We start from the raw sequence: 15,786 nt of genomic DNA, 5'->3' as shown, positions 1-15,786 counted from the left end.
GAAAGCTTCCCATCGTTCAAAGCTTTTCAACGCGTCATCTGGCAGCGTTCTCGAACCTTACTTCGCGCCAAGGCTCAGCGCCTTCTTGCGGTCGGCCTCGGCGCGCTTGTGGTTGCCCTTGGCTTCCCACGCCTGGCTTTGCGCGTTGTAGGCGGTGGCGAAATCCGGTTGAAGCTTTATCGCGTGGCTCAAATCGGCGATGGCGCCGTCATAGTCCGCCCTGCTGGTCCGGATCACGCCTCGGCCCAAATAAGCAAAGGGGTTTCCGTGATCGAGGCTGAGTGCCTTTTCGAAATCGCGCAACGCAGCGACGTCCTCATGCCTGCCCATCCATATGAGTCCCCGATTGGCATAGACCCTTGCGTCCGAGGTGTTGAGACTGATGGCCATGTTGTAGTCCGCGAGCGCCCCGTCGTAATCGCCTTGGAAACCGAGGTTCTGGCCGCGGTCGTAATAGGTCTCGGCAAGATTCGGATTGAGCGTAATCGCCTGGCTGTAATCGGCGACCGCATGCGCGTAATCGCTCTTGGCCTCCCAGGCCACTGCTCGGGCTAGATAGGCGTCGTGGAATGCAGGAAAGAATGAAATCGCCTTGCCATACAGGGATATGGCGCCGTCATAGTCGTCCTTGCCATACAGCGCTCGACCCTTGTTGAAGGTCTGTGCGGCCAGCGAAGTCCAACTCGGCCTGGTCGCTTGCTCGCCAGCCCGGCCAACGGCTTGGCCCGGCATGTTCGATGCGTTGGCTTCGTCCCTTGCAAGCATCGCCAATTCGCGACCCTTGCGGGCGAGGGCCATCTTTGGATCGAGCTTCAGCGCTTGGTCCAGGTCGGCAATCGCCGGGTCGTAGTCGCCCTTGGTGAACCAGACAGCGCCACGTGCAAAATAAGCCGGCGCATATTGCGGGTTGAGTTCGATCACGCGGCTGTAGTCGGCGATGGCACGATCCAGTTCGTTCTTGTTTGTCCACGCGACGGCGCGGCCGATGTAGGCGTCTGAATGGCCGGGATAGAGTTTGATCACCTCGCCGAAGTCGGTGATGGCTGCGTCGTACATGCCCTTCTCGACAAACGACAGACCGCGGCCGACATAGGCCGAGGCCTTTCTTGGATCGAGCGCAATCGCCTTGCTGTATTCGGCGATGGCGCGATCGAATTTGCCTTTGTCGTAGAAGGCGTCGCCGCGGTCGATGAAAGCCTTGAGGTCCTTTGGGGCCGGGCCTACGGCGTCCGGCGCGGGGCCACCCTCTGCCAGCGCAGCCACCGTCGCTTTGCGCGCAACCGTATAGTCTGGATTGCTAGGGCTGAGCTTTATGGCTTGATCGAAGTCGTCAATCGCCTTCGAATAGTCCTTGCCGTCGGCCCACGCCATGCCGCGCCCGTAATAGCTTGCATCATCCTTCGGATCGATCCCGATCGCCACCGAATAAGCAGCGATTGCGCTTCCTGCGTCGCCCTTGGCATGCTGAGCCATGCCTTTGCAGTAAAATGCGTCGCGCGCCTTTGGATCGAGCGCGGCGGCTCGGTCGCAATCGGCGAGAGCACCATCGATGTCCCCAAGGGTGATCTTAGCGAGGCCTCGGCGAAAATGCGCCGCGGCAAAATTGGGGGCGCGTTCGATGGCCTGGCCGTAGTCGGCGATCGCCTGCTGGTAGGCGCGTTTGGCAGCCCAGGCCTTGCCGCGGCCGAAATAGGCGAACCGGTTGTCCGGGTCGAGCGCGATCGCGTGGTTGTAGGCGCCGATGGCCTGATCGTACTTGCCCATGTCCAGGAAGGCATCGCCGCCAAGGATCGCTTCCAGGGCCTGCGGGTCGTTCGCCTCCAGGGCCTTCGCGGCCAGCGTGTCCTGCGTGGCCGTTACATCGGCAACGACGGCTCGCGGCGTCGGCTGTAGGGTGTCCGGCAATGGTGGCGGTTTGCTGTGGTTACCCGCAACCTGTTCACTGCAGCCTCCCGTCCATTTTGGATCGAGTTCGGCGGCGCGACGGCAATCCGCCGCTGCACCGACCATATCGCCCTTCAGTGTCCTGGCACCGGCCCGGCTGAAATAGGCTTCGGCGCTCTCGGGATCCAGGTTGATCGCCTTGTCGAGATCGAGAAGTGCGCCTTCGATGCCATATTTTGCAAGCCGCGCCTCGGCGCGCTCGAGCAGGATTTTTGCGGCTGCCGGGTCCTTCCCTGTGGCAACCGACGGAGCTGTTTCGCCTGGGGCGTGTTCGCTGCAAGAGCCTGCGCGCTTCGGGTCGAGTTCGATGGCGCGCCGGCAGTCCGTGGCGGCAATGGCGTAATTTCCCTGGGATGCCTCGGCAAGCGCCCGGTCGTAAAAGGCCTCGGCGTTGTAAGGATCCAGCTGGATCGCAAAGCTGAATGAGTCTACCGCGCCTCCGACGTCGCCTTGCACCTGCTGCTCCAGCCCCCGTTTGAGATTCCAGGCAACGAGTTCGGAATGATCCTCTTTGGGGTATAGTTGCAGCGGCTCGTAAACCGGGGACGCGGCAGGCTTGGGTGTCTGTGGCACAGCCGGCGCCTTCGCGCCCACCGGCCCTGTGTCGCAGCCACCTGCCTTTTTCGGATCGAGCTCGATGGCCTTTCGGCAATCGGCGGCACCGCCGGTGGCGTCGCCGCTGCGGGTGCGCACCAGGGAGCGACCGAAATAGGCCCTGGCATAGTCTGCATCAAGAGCGATCGCTCTGTCGAAATCGGCTATGGCGCGATCGTTGTTGCCCTTGCTTGCCCACGCGACGGCTCGGTAATAGTAACCGTCGATACCAGCGGCATCGAGTTCGACTGCCTTGCTGGTGTCGGAAATCGCGCGAATCCAATCGTTCTTGCCAAGCCAGGCGGCACCGCGGTTGGCATAGGCGTCGGCGTTCTCGGGATCGAGGCCCAGCGCCACGTCATAATCGGCGATGGCGGGATCGAATTCACCCTTGGCGGCGCGGGCAATGCCGCGGTTGATGTAGACGATCGCGTCCTGCGGATCGATGCGGATCGCCTCGTCATATTCGGCGACGGCGCGCACCAGGTCATTCTTCCTGTCCCAGGCGATCCCGAGGCCGGCATGCGCCTTGCCGTTGCTGGGATCGGCCTCGATCGCCTGCTGAAAATCGAGAATGGCCGCGTCGGTCTTGCCTTTGCGCAGGAAGGCAGCGCCGCGGCTGGAATAAGCATCGCTGGACGACGGCTCCAGGCTGATGGCGGCGTTGAAATCCGCGATAGCCCGGTCGTTGTCTCCCTTGTCGTACCAATCGGCTCCGCGGTTGAAGTATGGCGAGGCCTGTTTTGGATCGAGCGCAATCGCCTCACTGTAGTCCGCGATCGCCCGATCTTGATCCTGCCTGTCGTCCCAGGCGATGCCTCGATAGAAGTAGGCCACGACGCGGATGCGCGTCACCTCCGTGGTGTCCTTGGCAATCGGGGTGCAGGCGGCGATGCGCTTGTCCGGCTCGATGTCCTTGCCGATGCAGGTAGCATAATCCTTCTCTGCCGCGAGCGCCGATACGTTCAGCGCAAGAACGACAGCAAGCCCAGCCAATAGCCGGCTGGGCGAAAGCTTCATCGGCACACGCAATCCGATCGCGGCTGCGGACAATCCCACACCTTTCCAGCTCGTCATATTGCTGGTCCTCCCCCGAAAAACCTTGGTCCGCCTCAACGGTTAATCCATGTATTGTTCCTTATTTGTTCCAAAAATGCAAGCATAAATTGTAGGCCCGCGCCGACACTGCCTGAACCTGATCTCGCGCCTGACGCGAACCCGATTTGATGCCGATCCGATCTTCCCGGTTAACCGCCCGGCAATGGTTGCGTGCAATGGTCCCTTCGAGGGATCATTGGGGTGTTTGCGTTGCTCACGTCAAAAAGTGAAGCGTTTTCGCATAGTAATGAGGGCGGATTTTTCTCCGCCGCGCGAAGGCGTGACATCCTGGTCGACCTGCGCGAAGGCTTCTTTCGCCTCTGTGCCCTGGCCTGCGCGGGGCTGTTCGTCTATCGCGGCGTGTCCCAGCTCGTGGAGGACCCGACCCGGCTCAACGCCGCGCTGGTGGCGATTTCCGAGATACTCACGTTCACCTGGCTGCTTCTGTCGCGGCGTCCGGTGACGCGTGATTGGAATCCGCTTACGGTCATCGTCTCCGTGACCGCCAGTTTCGGGGTTGCGCTGATCAGCCTCCAGCCCGGCATAGCGCTTGTTCCGGTCTATTTCGCCGCGCCGCTGCAGTTCGTTGCGCTGTTGTTTGTCATCTGGGGCAAGATATCGCTTGGCCGTTCCTTTGCCATCCTGCCTGCCAATCGCGGCGTGATGACGGGCGGTGCCTACCGGATTGTGCGGCACCCGATCTATGCCGGCTACCTTGCCGGCCATGTGCTCTATCTGCTGTCGGCCTTTTCCTTCCACAACCTCGCGGTCTATGCGGTCATCACCTATATGCAGCTGTATCGTATCCTGCGCGAGGAGGCTCTGCTGGCCGCCGAGCCGGAGTATCGCGCTTACATGGAACGTGTGCGCTACAGGCTGTTCTACCGCCTATTCTGAGGGCAGACTGTCGAAAGGCCGAGTGGCGTTCGGCTTGTGGCCTGCCGCGTATGTTAATAGCTGTTCGCCGTTTCTCAGAAACGCCAACCTGCCCATCTCGTGTTTTTGGCAAGTTCCCAAGGGAAGCGCTACGCGCCTTTCCCGCGACAACCGGTTCCAGATTTCCTGGAACTGCCTCAAGCCTGTGACGGCCTGGTTTTCCAACGCCGCCCGCTGGGTTCTGCGCTGCGAGCACAACCATCGTGGCCGATGTCCAATCATCACGATATGCGCTAGGCGTCAGCAATATGGAATCGAGTTTCTTTCCGCGCGATAAAGGTATATCGACGATTATCGTTCTCGATTTGGAATATTTTTTACATATGTATTATAGTTTTATCACTCTTATAATATATGCATTTCATCAATAAATACCATCATCTGCGTAAGTATGCGCCGAATGAAACTGAATCTCACCTGCGGCGTAGCTGAATGTGCAGTCGGCTGTGCGCCGGCTGTCATAGGGCAACGACAACAGGAGAGTGTTATGGCTTTCACCATCAAGACAGTCGCCAGTGTGTTGGCGGGTAGTGCAATGGTCCTCGTCCTTTCCATGCCCGCAAGCGCGGCTGGGCTCGGCGTCGGCGCCTCGGTGGGCGGCAGTGGCGGTATCAATGCCGGCGTCGGCGCCTCGGTCGGTGGTAGCGGTGGCGTCAACGCCGGCGTCGGCGCTTCTGTCGGTGGCGGCGGTGGCATCAATGCCGGAGCCGGTGCCAATGTCGGCGGCTCTAACGGCGCCAGTGCCGGGCTCGGTGCTTCCGTCGGGGGCAGCAACGGCATCAATGCCGGAGCGGGTGCCAATGTTGGCGGCACGGGCGGCGTCACCGCCGGGCTGGGCACTAATGTCGGTGGCGCTGGCGGCGTCACCGCCGGCCTCGGCGCCAATGTCGGTGGCACCAGCGGCGTCGGCGTCGGCTTGGGTATTGGTGGCGGAACCAATCCCAGCAATCCCTCGAACCCCAGCAATCCCAGCAATCCCAGCCATCCGAGCCTGCCGGGTGTCGTGGCGCAGATGTCCAGCAGCCAGGTTGCGCGCATGAAGAAGCGCTGTGTCGACGTGCTCGGCAGCGAAGGCACCTATGATCGCGACCTGCGTCAGCTTTGCCTGTTGATCGCCCGTCGCTGAAGCCAATGCTGCCAGGGATGGAGCCGTGAGGCTTGGCGCCCTGGCCTCCGGCCGGTCGGAAGCCCGCCATTCAGGCGGGCTTCCTGCGTATCGGGCCTTTCAATTCCGACCCTGTATCTATCGGGACGATCGGGTCCTTTCGTTCGCCGGTGGACATTGGGGGCGGAACGGTAAGGCGGCTCGAGCGTTCTCGTCTTCGAAACACCGTATCAGGCGGTGCTCAAACCGGCGCATCAGCGCCCAAGGGAGCGGGAAAAATGAGCTTAGGCACGATACTCATCATCATTCTTGTCATTGCGCTGCTTGGCGGCTTCAGCGGGCTCGGCGGCGGGCCGTTCTATGGAACGGGCTACTACGGCGGCGGCGGGCTCGGGCTTGTCTTGCTTATCATCATCATCCTTGTCGTGCTGGGGCGCATCTAGCTGCCTGCAAGCAGGATGATCGCAATCTCGTGACCGCGCCGAGGCCGAGGCGCACCGGATTGTGATGCAAGCAAGCCGGCTTGTGATCCGAAATTCCGCGGGACTCGCGTATGGTGATTTCGGTCCACACCCCCCGTGGAAACAAGAGGAGAGGGTCCCACCCCTTCATCCTCCTCCAAGGCCCGCCCCGGTATCCCGGAGCGGGCTTTTGCGTTGAAGCCGTGGGAACCGGCTGGCGTCGAGACAGTTGAGTTTGCGTTAGGCCCGCAACGCTCAGAACGACACTCTGCGAAACTCGCGATGATCTTCACGTCCGGTGGCGGCTCGCGGCCATATCGAGACCCTCCACAGCACAGACGCGGTGATCGGCATCGCGAAAGCAGAGGCTATCAAGGTGATACGCCGCATCGATCGCGCGGCCTGAACAGGAAGAAGGATTGGATGAATATCAAGGAGATGACGCGACAGGATTGCGTCGCCCTTTTGAAGGCGCAACGCCTTGGTCGCCTAGCCTGCGTGCGTGACCATAAACCCTATGTGGTGCCGGTCCATTTCGCCTTCGGCGAGAATTCCATTTTCAGTTTCTCGCTTCCCGGCCGGAAAGTCGACTGGATGCGGACCAACCCCCATGTCTGCCTTCAGGTCGACGATGTCGGGGGTGTCGATGGCTGGAGGAGCGTCGTGGTGGAAGGCGTGTTCGAGGAATTGCCCAAAGCGCCTGATCCGGATGCCGGCTTGACGAGCGCCGAAAGGATGACCACTTCCGTCGATGGCGACCGCCAGCTTGCCTGGTCGCTTCTTGCCACGCATGCGAATTGGTGGGAGCCGGGAGCACTGAAGCCCGGCGATGCCCTGGCGCCCTCGGGCAGCCATCTCTTTTATCAGATCAGGATCGAGGCGCTGTCGGGAAGGCAGGCCTCGTGGTAACGGTTCTTACGCCGCGCGCGGCACCCGTGAGGTGAACGTTGCCCGGGTGACCGAGACGCTGGTGCCGTCGTTGTCGCCGATGACTTCCACCTTGGCCTCGAGCTGTTTCACCAGCGCCTCCACGATGGCTGTTCCAAGGCCGGTGGCCGGCACGTCGTTAGCGATCTTGCCGACGCCATTGTCCGAAACCGTCAGTTTCCAGTCACTGCCGGCGGTCTCGTAGCTCACCTGGATCCGAGCGCCGTCCTTTTCCTTGGGGAAGGCATATTTGATGGCGTTGAGCACCAGTTCGGTGACGATCAGTCCGAGGCTGACTGCCTTTTGCGAGTCCATCCTGCCGCCTTCGGTCGTTACGGTGACTTCGATCGGCTGGGCCTCGCCAACCATCGAAGTGGCGAGGCTTCCGCACAGCTTCGAAAGGTAGGAGCCAACATCGATCTCGTCGACGCCGACCGAGGTGTGGAGATGGCGCTGCACCTCGGCCACGGACAGCACGCGCTGATGCTTCCTTGAGGTGTTGGCGTGTCTCCTCCGACGTGACAGAGCGCGCCTTCAGCAACAGGATGCTGGCGATGATCTGCAGGCTGTTGGCAACCCGGTGCTCCATTTCGCGCAGCAGCATGTCCTTCTGCCGGAGCAGATCCTCGGTGCGGCGCAGCAGCTCTTCCTTTTCGCGCTCGATGACACGGCGGGCGGTGATGTCATTGAAGGCAAGAAGGATGGTGACGGCCGGACTGTGGTCGTAAAGCACCTTGCGGGCGTTAAGCAGCATGGTGCGGCGGCCGATCCGCGGGAAATCATGCTCGACCTCGAAACCGTCCATGGCGGTCTTCTCGGGAATGATCGTCTCCAGAAGCACGCGAAGCGCGGGAATGTCCCACTGACCGTCGCCAAGGGCGTAGAGCAGCGTACCTTGCGTCTGTGCGGGGTCGACCTCGAATGTCTTGTAGAAGGAGCGGCTGGCGGCCAGCACACGAAACCGCTCGTCAAGCACCAGGAATGGCTCGGTGATCGTGTTGACGATCGCCTGCGCCAGCGTTTGCGCATCCTCGATATTCGCAATGGGTTGAAACATGGGCAAAAGCCAGACGAGCGGCGTCCTGCCGCTCCAAGGATTGAAGCTACACCTTTGCAGGACCGTTGTCGCGAATTGAATCCGCCAGCGGCTGCGTCGCGGGCGTATCGCCGAAAGGAAAAGACGGGCACTGGGCCCGCCTTATCCAAATGGTCAATCGGGCCTGCGCCCAATCGCGGTGCGTCAGTTCGCGCCGCCGAGTTGCTTGGTCATCTTGCAGAAATTGTCGTGCGACTTGCCGATGACACTGTCGCCGCAATCCTTCGTCATCGAGGTGCGGTCTTCGTCCTTCATAGCCATCCAGGCTGCCTTGAACTCCTTCTCGGACTTCATGGTTTTCATGCCGGAGTCTGTGTAGAAGGGCGCCATCTTTGCCGGATCGTCCAGCGCGGAGGTGTGGGTGGCGGCGAGCGCCGAGCCGGTCATCATTGCAAGCGCCATCGCGCCCATGGTCAGCATCTTGAAGTTCATCTGGAAATTCCTCTCTATCGAGGTCATTGGAATAAACGACCTGCAGATAAACGGTGTCGAGAGAAAACGGTTCCTCTATATCGGTAAATATTAAAACCAGATTTTATTTTACCGAGTCTACAGCGGGGCGTCGCCGCTACTCCATGTCGGGCACGTCGCCGCTAACAAACAGCGTGGTCGGCGGGCCGTAGTCGCCAAGTGTCGGGTCGGCATCGCGGCTCCAGGCGATGACGCCGACATGTTTTGCCGCCAGAGCTCGGGCGGTGCGTATGGCGCGGTCTTCGCTCTGCTGGTCGGCGGGGCCGAAGGCTGGAAACAATTCACCGTCCTCGCCGCGGTCGAATGCGGCCACGACGATCAGCTTAGGATTCTTATGCTCTGTTGATTGGGACATGTTGCTCCTTCGACCTGGAACCTACCACACTACCGGGAACAAGGGCGGTCTGTTTGACCTGTCTCAGCATCGCATTGACAGGAGGTTTACAGCCATGTATTGAACAGGACTATACAGGTTCACTGAACAGGTATGAATATGAAGCGGCGCGCGGTTCAACTGTCTCCCGGCACGGGCAAGCCCGAGCAGATCGCGACCGTTCTGGAGCATGAAATCCGCTCCGGCGTGCTCGGCTTCGGCGACCGCCTGCAAAGCGAAAACGAACTCGTCCAGCGCTTCTCCGTCAGCCGCAACACCGTCCGCAAGGGCCTCGAGGAACTGTCCAGCCGCGGGCTGATCACCACCAAGGTCGGCATCGGCTCCTTCGTCACCTTTGACGGCAAGCCGGTCGACGACGCCATCGGTTGGTCGCGGGCGCTGGCCAATGCCGGCGCCAATGCCGAGACGAGGACGCTGCGGCTGGAGGTCATCGAAGACGCCGATCTCGCCGCCTTGCTGGAGATCGAAAGCCCGTTCTTCATCGCCGTCGACCGTGTGCGCACCAATGCCAGCGACGGCCACGCGATTTCCATCGAGCGCAGCCGCCTGCCGCTGTCGCCAGAGCTTGAGGATGTGCCGCTGCGCGGCCTGCGCGAAGGCTCGCTGCACCAGACGCTGCGCGATGCCGGCCTCATCCCCGACCATGGCGAGGAATGGGTCGGCATCGAGATGCTCAATGCTGAGGATGCGGCGATCCTCGGTTGCCCGCAAGGCACGCCCTTCCTGCGCGGCCGCCGGCTGACACGCGCGGCCGACGATCGGCCGATCGAATATGTCACCAGCCTGCTCAACCCGGCGCATTTCGCGCTGTATATGAGGTTCTGAGCGATGGCGGATAACACCATTCTCGATCGTGCCATGGGCGCGCTTGTCGGCGGGGCGCTGGGAGACGCGCTCGGCATGCCGACGCAGCTCCTGTCGCCGGCGCGTATTGCCGAACTCTACGGCCATGTCGACGATTTCGTCGCGCCCTTCGCCGATCATCCGGTGTCGAAGGGATTGTTGGCCGGCACCATCACCGACGATACGGAACAGGCGCTGCTGCTCGGTCGCATTCTCGTCGAGTCAGGCGACCGTTTCGATCATACACGCTGGGTCAACGCGCTGCTCGACTGGGAGCGCGAGGTCAAGGCGCGTGGCAGCTACGATCTTCTGGGTCCGTCGACCAAGCGCGCCATCGATGCCATCAACAATGGCGTGCCGCCCGAGGAAGCGGGGCGCGGCGGCGATACCAATGGGGCTGCCATGCGCATCGCGCCGGTCGGCATCATGATGCCGCTGGAGCCGCTCGACGCATTCGTCGCTAAGGTGGCCGAGACCTGCCGCGCCACGCACAACACCTCGATCGCCATTGCCTCTGCCGCAGCGGTCGCGGCCGCCGTCAGCCGCGGCGTTTCCGGCGGTGACTGGCGCGCCGCCTCCGACAGTGCCGTCGCGGCGGCGCGGCGAGGGGTGACGCTTGGCCATTGGGTGACCGGCGGCGACATCGCCGCGCGTATCGTCTGGGCGCAGGATCTGGTGCGTGGCAAGGTGACGGGGGATGCAATCCAGCTGATCACCGACCTGGTCGGCACCGGCGTCGCCAGCCAGGAATCTGTTCCGGCCGCCTTCGCCGTGCTGGAGGTCGCCGGCGGCGATCCCTGGCAAGCGGCTGTGATCAGCGCCAATCTTGGCGGCGACACCGACACGATTGGCGCCATCGCGGCCGGCATGGCCGGCGCCTGCACCGGCCTTTCGCGGTTGCCGCAGCAGCATATTGCCCGGCTTGTCGGCATCGACATGTCAGAGGTGCGCGCGCTTGCCGCCGATCTCGTGGCGGCAAGGGTGGCGAAGACCGGCAAGGATGCGGCGGCATGAGCGGGCGCCTCGTCCATATCGGCAGCGCGGTGGTCGACTATGTCTACCGCATCGACGCCTTGCCGGCGCCGGGCACGGAGAAGACGGCATCGAGCTTTGCCCGGGTCGCCGGCGGCGGCTTCAACATGATGGTCGCGGCCAGCCGCACCGGCATGACGGTGGTGTTCGGTGGGCAACTCGGCAGCGGGCCGAACGGCGACTTCCTGCGCTCCGCCTTCGCCGCCGAAGGCATCGAGACGCTGACGCCGCCATCGCCGCATATGGACAGCGGCAATTGCGTCGCCATGATCTCGAGCGATGCCGAGCGCACCTTCGTCTCCTGGCCTGGTGCGGAGAGCATTCTCACCCTCGACATGATGGCGCCGGTATCGGTGGCGCCCGGTGATTGGGCGTTCACCTCGGGCTATACGCTGAGTTATCCCGGCAGCCGCGACGCGCTCACCGATTGGATCGAGGCGCTGCCTGCGCAAACGCCGTTCGTCTTCGACCCGACGCCGGTCATTTCAGACATTCCGCGTCCCATCCTGTCGCGCGTGCTTTCCCGCACCACATGGCTGAGCTGCAACGCGACGGAGGCGGCCGAGATTGCCGGCCCAGGTGATGTCGAGAGCCTGGCGGCGCGGCTGCTTGCCGACCATTGCCCCCGCGCCGCCGGTGTCGTCATCCGTTCGGCCGCCAAGGGCTGCCATGTCAGGCTGGCCGACGGCACGGCGCAGACCATTGCCGGCTTCAAGGTCACGGCGGTCGACACCAACGGCGCCGGCGACAGCCATATCGGCGCTTTCGTCAGTGCGCTGGCGCGTGGTGTGCCGCCCTTCGAGGCGGCGCGCTACGCCAATGCGGCAGCCGCCATTTCGGTCACCCGCCATGGCGGGTCATCGGCGCCGACCGACGCGGAAATCCAGACTTTCCTGAGCCAGGCCGCCGCGACCGGCGCGCCGGGCCAGAACCAGAAGGCCCATCAGACAGCCTGACAAGCCCCGCCAAGCGGGCAAACAAAGAGAGGAACCAACATGCGCATGCCAAGACTGACTGCTCTCTTGACGGCGACCGCCGTCTTCACCACCGCACTCACGCTGGCCGCCAGTGCCGCCGAAGTGCATGTGCTCAACTGGAAAGGCTACGGCGCCGACGAGCCCTGGGCGGTCGCCGCCTTCGAGAAGGCGACCGGCAACAAGGTCGTCAACGACTTCTTCAATTCCGAACAGGAAATGCTGACCAAGATCCGGACCAATCCGGGGCTTTACGACGTGGTCATGATCAACGCCGCCTTCAACGACCAGGCGATGGCGGAAAAGCTGATCCAGCCGATCGATACCTCGAAGCTGCCGAACTATGCCGACATCAGCAAGGACAAAGCCGGTTCGCCGATGCTCGACCATGACGGCAAGGTCTATGGCGTGCCATGGGTGTGGGGCCTGACGGCGCTCGCCATCAATGAAAAATCCTTCGACAAGCCGCCGACGTCGATCGCCGAAATGTGGGATCCCAAGCACAAGGGTCGCGTCGTCATTCGCGACGACGCCGTCGAGGCGGTGCAGTTCGGCGCTATCGCCACCGGCCAGAACATCAACGACATCAAGGATATGGATGCGGTCAAGACGAAGCTCACCTCGCTGATGCCGCAGATCAAGACCTTCTGGAGCTCGGAGAACGACTGGAACCAGATGGTCGCCTCCAACCAGATCGACATCGGCACCTATTGGAGCGGCTCGGCCGACCGTGCCAAGACGCATTTCAAGCTGCCGGTTTCGCTGGTCATTCCGCAGGAAGGCGCCGTCGCCTGGCTGGATGCCTTCTCCATTCCGGTCGGCTCCAAGAATGTCGAAGGCGCGCAGGCCTTCATCAACTGGATGATCGACCCGAAATTCTACGTCGAATGGGTCACCAAGGTCGGCGCGCCTGTCTCGGCAAACACCAAGGCGGTGGAGGCGCTGCCGCAGGATGCCTTCAACCGCAAGGTGATGGGCGATCCAGAGGTAGCCAAGCGCATCCAGTTCCAGGCGCCGATCACCGATGCCCAGCGCGAGGCCTATCTGGCGCTCTGGCAGCAGCTCAAGGTCGACGTGAAATAAAACCCACGTCCGGACCAGCCGGCGGTTCGCGCCGGCTGGTGCTTTCAATCCTGGGGAGGAGGGTGGCATGGCAGCACAAAGCGCGACCGCATCGCGCAGCGGGTTGAGATCGGCTCTGCCGCTGCTGGCGCCGGCCTATCTCTGGCTGACGGTGGCGATCTTCCTGCCGCTGTCGGCCATGGTCTTTTTCTCCTTCATGACCGACCTGCCGCTGTCGGGAAAGTCCTGGGCCTTCACCCTTGGCAATTATGCCGCCTTCTTCTCGCAGAGCCTTTATCTCACGCTGCTGCTCGCCTCGCTGCGCCTCGGCCTCGAAGTGACCCTGTGGTGCATCGTCATCGGCTATCCCGCCGCTTACGTGCTGGCCAAGGTGCTGAAGGGGCGCAGTCGTGAAGCGATCTTCCTGCTCGTCATCCTGCCGTTCTGGTCGAACGGGCTGGTGCGCATCTTCTCCTGGGCGATGGTTTTGCGCGAAGGTGGCATCCTCGATACGACGCTCAATGCCGTGCTGCCGTTCAAGATCAACATCGATCTGATGTATTCTTATCCGGCCGTGATCATCGGGCTGGTGCACTCCTACGTGCCCTACATGGTGCTGACCTGTTATCTCACCTTGCAGGCGATTGACGACTCGCTGATCGAGGCCGGGCGCTCGCTCGGCGCTTCGCGGCTGCAGGTGCTGAAGCGGGTGATCATCCCGCTGTCGATGCCGGGTCTTGTGGCGGGGGCGGCGCTGATCTTCGTGCCGGTTGTCGGCTCGTTCATGGAGCCGCGCATCCTCGGCGGCCGCACCGGCACCTTCTACGGCACGGTGATCGAGGACCAGTTCGTCGCCGTCTTCAACTGGCCACTGGGAGCGGCACTGTCCTTCATCCTGCTCGCCGTCGTGCTGGTCATTCTGGCGATCGCCTCGCCGGTGCTGCGGAGGGCTGCGTGATGGCGACGACCCGAATCCTCGAAGGACTTGGCCGCCTCTACATCGTCCTGCTGCTCGCCTTCCTCTATCTGCCCATCATCATAATGGCGCTGATGTCGTTCAACGTCTCGCCCTTCTACCAATTGCCGTTCGAGTGGACGACGGAATGGTATGCCTCGCTGTGGCAGAACGACCAGCTGATCGCGGCCACCTGGAACAGCCTCGAGATCGCAATCATCACCACGCTGATCAGCGTGGTGCTGGGCTCGGCGGCGTCACTGGCGCTCTACCGCTACGAATTTCGCGGCAAGAAGGTGCTGCAGGCGCTGCTCTTCCCGCCGATCGCCATTCCGTGGCTGATCACCGGCACGGCGATGCTGATCTTCTTCTTCGGCGTCGGCATCGGGCGCGGCCTGTTCGCCATCCTGCTCGGCCATGTCGCCTTGGCGCTGCCCTATGTCATCGTCGTCGTCTCGGCGCGGCTGCAGACCTTCGCGCCGGAGCTGGAAGAGGCGGCGCGCTCGCTCGGCGCCAACCAGTGGCAGGTCACAATGCGCGTGACGCTGCCGTGGATCATGCCGGGCGTCATTGCCGGCGGGCTGTTTGCCTTCGCCGTGTCGTTCGACCAGTTCGTCGTCTCCTACTTCCTGTCGACGCCCGGCCAGACGACGCTGCCGGTCGAGATCTACGCCGCGATCCGCAAGGGTTTCACGCCCGAGATCAATGCGGTCTCGACCATCATCATTGTCGTGTCGATGGCGCTGATGCTGCTGACGGCACGCTTCTTCAAATTCGGCGGAGAGAAATAATGGCCGGCGTGCAGGTAGCGAACGTCTCGCGCAGCTTTGGCGCACACAAGGCGCTGGACGATGTCTCCATCGATTTCGCCGATGGCGGCTTCTACGCGCTGCTTGGGCCTTCAGGTAGCGGCAAGACCACGCTGCTGCGCCAGATCGCCGGCTTCGATTTTCCCGATACCGGCCGCATTTCCATCGGCGGCGAAAGCGTCGAGCGGGTGCCGGTCGAGAAGCGGCGTATCGGCATGGTGTTCCAGAACTACGCACTGTTTCCCAATATGAGCGTCGCCGACAATGTCGCCTTCGGCCTTTCGGTGCGCGGCGAGGCCAAGGCGGTGATTGCAGCGGAAGTGCAGCGCGCGCTCGACCTGGTGCAGTTGGGCAAGCTCGGCGGCCGGCGTCCGCACCAGCTCTCCGGCGGCCAGCGGCAGCGCGTGGCGCTGGCGCGCGCCATCGTCACCAAGCCGCGCGTGCTGTTGCTCGACGAGCCGCTCGGCGCGCTCGACAAGGCGCTGCGCGTCGACATGCAGATCGAGTTGAAGCGCATCCAGCGCGAGATCGGCATCACGACCATCTTCGTCACCCATGACCAGGAAGAAGCGCTGACGATGAGCGACCGCATCGGCATCTTGCGCGACGGCAGGCTGGTGCAGGAAGGACCGCCGGAGGACATCTATGACCGGCCGAAAAGCGAATTCGCCGCCACCTTCCTCGGCGACGCCAATATCTTTCGCGGCGATACGACCGGCAACGGCATCCGCCTGCCGGACGGCACGGCGATTGCCGCAGGTGCGGGCGCGACGCTTGCCGCCGGCGCCAAGGCGAGCTGCGCCGTACGGCCCGAGCGCATTCGGATTGCCACCGATGCCGGAGCTTCGGATGGCGATGCCAACACGCTGAAGGGTCAGGTTTCCAAGCGCATCTTCGCCGGCAACAACAGCACCTATTTCGTCGAGCGTGACGGCCAGACGCTGAAGGTCATCGTGCAGAACACCGGCGCCGACCGGCTGGCGGAGGGGCAGGACGTGGTGCTGCGCTGGTCGCCGGAGAGCACGGTGTTGATTGCGGCCAATTAGGCCTAAATGGGGGAGGCGGGCGCCCGTCACCCCCCTCTA

14 protein-coding genes and 1 pseudogene are annotated in these 15,786 nt (G+C 62.7%); 11 read left to right on the top strand and 4 right to left on the bottom strand.

The features are described from left to right. Nucleotides 1-57: 57 nt before the first annotated feature. Entirely contained in the window at nucleotides 58-3,558 is a 3,501-nt protein-coding gene (locus tag ACLGL5_RS28525) for a tetratricopeptide repeat protein (protein WP_494372958.1), read from the bottom strand. A 279-nt stretch (nucleotides 3,559-3,837) separates the two neighbouring features. Here ACLGL5_RS28525 and ACLGL5_RS28520 point away from each other — a divergent pair, with 279 nt between their 5' ends. The 4 genes from ACLGL5_RS28520 to ACLGL5_RS28505 all read left to right on the top strand — a co-directional run bounded on the left by ACLGL5_RS28520 (nucleotide 3,838) and on the right by ACLGL5_RS28505 (nucleotide 7,047). Beyond that, nucleotides 3,838-4,533, top strand: coding sequence for a methyltransferase family protein (locus ACLGL5_RS28520; RefSeq protein ID WP_019859273.1), 696 nt, complete (start codon nucleotides 3,838-3,840; stop codon nucleotides 4,531-4,533). A 526-nt stretch (nucleotides 4,534-5,059) separates the two neighbouring features. Next, nucleotides 5,060-5,698 (top strand): hypothetical protein, encoded by a 639-nt coding sequence (locus ACLGL5_RS28515; protein ID WP_083246800.1) that lies wholly within the window; start codon nucleotides 5,060-5,062, stop codon nucleotides 5,696-5,698. 257 nt (nucleotides 5,699-5,955) lie between these two features. Then, on the top strand, nucleotides 5,956-6,120 hold the full coding sequence (locus ACLGL5_RS28510) for a DUF3309 family protein (RefSeq protein WP_064983672.1): 165 nt from the start codon (nucleotides 5,956-5,958) through the stop codon (nucleotides 6,118-6,120). Between the two features lie 441 nt (nucleotides 6,121-6,561). Continuing rightward, nucleotides 6,562-7,047: a pyridoxamine 5'-phosphate oxidase family protein gene (locus ACLGL5_RS28505; RefSeq protein WP_069092554.1), complete on the top strand. Its 486-nt coding sequence runs from the start codon at nucleotides 6,562-6,564 to the stop codon at nucleotides 7,045-7,047. 6 nt (nucleotides 7,048-7,053) lie between these two features. Here the strand turns inward: ACLGL5_RS28505 and ACLGL5_RS28500 are convergent. From ACLGL5_RS28500 to ACLGL5_RS28490, 3 genes and pseudogenes are all read right to left on the bottom strand, one after another. Next, nucleotides 7,054-8,122: pseudogene (locus ACLGL5_RS28500) on the bottom strand (sensor histidine kinase). Between the two features lie 183 nt (nucleotides 8,123-8,305). Further along, nucleotides 8,306-8,593 carry a hypothetical protein gene (locus ACLGL5_RS28495; RefSeq protein WP_038647891.1) on the bottom strand — a complete coding sequence of 96 codons (288 nt, stop codon included), beginning with the start codon at nucleotides 8,591-8,593 and terminating at the stop codon, nucleotides 8,306-8,308. Nucleotides 8,594-8,729: 136 nt separating this feature from the next. Further along, nucleotides 8,730-8,987 carry a hypothetical protein gene (locus ACLGL5_RS28490; protein ID WP_019859265.1) on the bottom strand — a complete coding sequence of 86 codons (258 nt, stop codon included), beginning with the start codon at nucleotides 8,985-8,987 and terminating at the stop codon, nucleotides 8,730-8,732. A gap of 138 nt (nucleotides 8,988-9,125) precedes the next feature. Between ACLGL5_RS28490 and ACLGL5_RS28485 the strand changes: the two genes are divergently transcribed. From ACLGL5_RS28485 to ACLGL5_RS28455, 7 genes are all read left to right on the top strand, one after another. Further along, the gene (locus tag ACLGL5_RS28485) at nucleotides 9,126-9,851 is read left to right on the top strand and encodes a GntR family transcriptional regulator (RefSeq protein WP_069093460.1); all 726 of its coding nucleotides are present in this window, start codon (nucleotides 9,126-9,128) and stop codon (nucleotides 9,849-9,851) included. A 3-nt stretch (nucleotides 9,852-9,854) separates the two neighbouring features. Next, entirely contained in the window at nucleotides 9,855-10,883 is a 1,029-nt protein-coding gene (locus ACLGL5_RS28480; RefSeq protein ID WP_069092553.1) for an ADP-ribosylglycohydrolase family protein, read from the top strand. Further along, entirely contained in the window at nucleotides 10,880-11,857 is a 978-nt protein-coding gene (locus tag ACLGL5_RS28475) for a PfkB family carbohydrate kinase (RefSeq protein WP_069092552.1), read from the top strand. Before ACLGL5_RS28480 ends, ACLGL5_RS28475 begins: the two co-directional genes overlap by 4 nt. A gap of 39 nt (nucleotides 11,858-11,896) precedes the next feature. Further along, on the top strand, nucleotides 11,897-12,958 hold the full coding sequence (locus tag ACLGL5_RS28470; RefSeq protein WP_010910397.1) for an ABC transporter substrate-binding protein: 1,062 nt from the start codon (nucleotides 11,897-11,899) through the stop codon (nucleotides 12,956-12,958). Nucleotides 12,959-13,025: 67 nt separating this feature from the next. Then, on the top strand, nucleotides 13,026-13,895 hold the full coding sequence (locus tag ACLGL5_RS28465) for an ABC transporter permease (RefSeq protein ID WP_069092551.1): 870 nt from the start codon (nucleotides 13,026-13,028) through the stop codon (nucleotides 13,893-13,895). After that, nucleotides 13,895-14,683 carry an ABC transporter permease gene (locus ACLGL5_RS28460; RefSeq protein ID WP_069092550.1) on the top strand — a complete coding sequence of 263 codons (789 nt, stop codon included), beginning with the start codon at nucleotides 13,895-13,897 and terminating at the stop codon, nucleotides 14,681-14,683. Before ACLGL5_RS28465 ends, ACLGL5_RS28460 begins: the two co-directional genes overlap by 1 nt. After that, nucleotides 14,683-15,747, top strand: a complete 1,065-nt coding sequence (locus ACLGL5_RS28455; protein ID WP_069092549.1) for an ABC transporter ATP-binding protein — start codon at nucleotides 14,683-14,685, stop codon at nucleotides 15,745-15,747. Before ACLGL5_RS28460 ends, ACLGL5_RS28455 begins: the two co-directional genes overlap by 1 nt. The last annotated feature ends 39 nt before the right edge of the window (nucleotides 15,748-15,786 follow it).

It is taken from the genome of Mesorhizobium sp. U510 (genome assembly GCF_059180695.1).
The sequence above is the reverse complement of the archived record's forward strand: the minus strand, read 5'-3'. Positions and strand labels throughout refer to the sequence as shown.

Coding starts and splice junctions, on each gene's coding strand:
- ACLGL5_RS28505 (WP_069092554.1), top strand. CDS start 6,562: ATGAATATCAAGGAGATGACGCGACAGGATTGCGTCGCCCTTTTGAAG.
- ACLGL5_RS28495 (WP_038647891.1), bottom strand. CDS start 8,593: ATGAACTTCAAGATGCTGACCATGGGCGCGATGGCGCTTGCAATGATG.
- ACLGL5_RS28475 (WP_069092552.1), top strand. CDS start 10,880: ATGAGCGGGCGCCTCGTCCATATCGGCAGCGCGGTGGTCGACTATGTC.
- ACLGL5_RS28485 (WP_069093460.1), top strand. CDS start 9,126: ATGAAGCGGCGCGCGGTTCAACTGTCTCCCGGCACGGGCAAGCCCGAG.
- ACLGL5_RS28455 (WP_069092549.1), top strand. CDS start 14,683: ATGGCCGGCGTGCAGGTAGCGAACGTCTCGCGCAGCTTTGGCGCACAC.
- ACLGL5_RS28515 (WP_083246800.1), top strand. CDS start 5,060: ATGGCTTTCACCATCAAGACAGTCGCCAGTGTGTTGGCGGGTAGTGCA.
- ACLGL5_RS28460 (WP_069092550.1), top strand. CDS start 13,895: ATGGCGACGACCCGAATCCTCGAAGGACTTGGCCGCCTCTACATCGTC.
- ACLGL5_RS28490 (WP_019859265.1), bottom strand. CDS start 8,987: ATGTCCCAATCAACAGAGCATAAGAATCCTAAGCTGATCGTCGTGGCC.
- ACLGL5_RS28525 (WP_494372958.1), bottom strand. CDS start 3,558: ATGAAGCTTTCGCCCAGCCGGCTATTGGCTGGGCTTGCTGTCGTTCTT.
- ACLGL5_RS28465 (WP_069092551.1), top strand. CDS start 13,026: ATGGCAGCACAAAGCGCGACCGCATCGCGCAGCGGGTTGAGATCGGCT.
- ACLGL5_RS28510 (WP_064983672.1), top strand. CDS start 5,956: ATGAGCTTAGGCACGATACTCATCATCATTCTTGTCATTGCGCTGCTT.
- ACLGL5_RS28480 (WP_069092553.1), top strand. CDS start 9,855: ATGGCGGATAACACCATTCTCGATCGTGCCATGGGCGCGCTTGTCGGC.
- ACLGL5_RS28470 (WP_010910397.1), top strand. CDS start 11,897: ATGCGCATGCCAAGACTGACTGCTCTCTTGACGGCGACCGCCGTCTTC.